The sequence below is a fragment of the Paracoccus sediminilitoris genome (assembly GCF_003259195.1).
GTDB classification, from domain to species: Bacteria; Pseudomonadota; Alphaproteobacteria; order Rhodobacterales; family Rhodobacteraceae; genus Paracoccus; species Paracoccus sediminilitoris.
Map to the genome: position 1 here is coordinate 1 of NZ_QJPK01000080.1, position 946 is coordinate 946.

The 946-nt window shown below is 59.5% G+C and carries 1 protein-coding gene; it reads right to left on the reverse strand.

Annotated features, from left to right (window positions below):
- Nucleotides 1-107: 107 nt before the first annotated feature.
- Nucleotides 108-650 carry a hypothetical protein gene (locus tag DKT70_RS17635; protein WP_111560341.1) on the reverse strand — a complete coding sequence of 181 codons (543 nt, stop codon included), beginning with the start codon at nt 648-650 and terminating at the stop codon, nt 108-110.
- Nucleotides 651-946 lie beyond the last annotated feature (296 nt).

A 946-nucleotide genomic window follows, 5' to 3' on the forward strand; every position in this document is an offset into this window, starting at 1 on the left:
CTCTCCGCGATAGCTCTCGCAGCAACAATCCTCTTCTGGCTCTGAAAATCAATGAGGCTGGAGCCTAGACAAAAAACCCGCGCCCGAGGCGAAGGCGCGCGCTCTGGTCACATGGCGTCGATCTCTTCGACTGCCGCGCGGCATGCCTCCTCATCACCCGCGGCAAGTGCAGTCCGGGCTTCCTCCATCAGACCGTCGCGATCAGCAGTCGGTTCGGCATCGGAGGCGGCAGCTTCGGCCGCGGAGGGTTCACCATCTTGCTGTGCCTGGACATCCTGTCCAGACATAGCGACCTCGGTCCCGGCCTCGGCTTCCGTACCCTCAAGAGGCGCAAGTGATCCATCTTTGACAATTTCGCCATCGGCTGTCGCTTCCGAAGTGTCCGACGTCGCAGCGTCAAGGGCGTCTGCGGTCGCGTCTGTTGCTGCACCCTTGTCAGCATCGAGCATTTCCAAAGGCGCCAATGATCCGTCCTTCGCAATCCCTTCAACCGGTTCACCCTCAGACGCAGTGGAGGCGCTGGTTTCGGCGCCCATCCCCGTCTTGCTATTCAAATTGGCCAGATCTTCGGCACAGTCCGCACTCGCCATGCCGGCAAAGGCGCAGACCACACATCCGGTCAGCCAAACGATTGAGCTTTTCATCGTCATCTCCCATGAAGTCGCGTCTCTTCCTCCAGAGACCGTAGTAAAAGCCGAAACCGACGCAGATGTTCCAGTTGCACGCGGTGGCCGTGACCGTCGCCCCCGCCTCCCGTTCAACTTTTGGCCTGTGCGCCTGCCTGTAACGCGCTGAATGCGGCGACAACGTGTGCCAGGCGGCGGTCGGTTTCATTGAACTGGATCAGCGCCGCGAGCGGAATATTATGTCGACCAAGGATCTAGGTGTTTGATCCCACGGTTTGATGGTGTGATCCTTTCGAAGGAATGGAAGGATGCCCTATGGG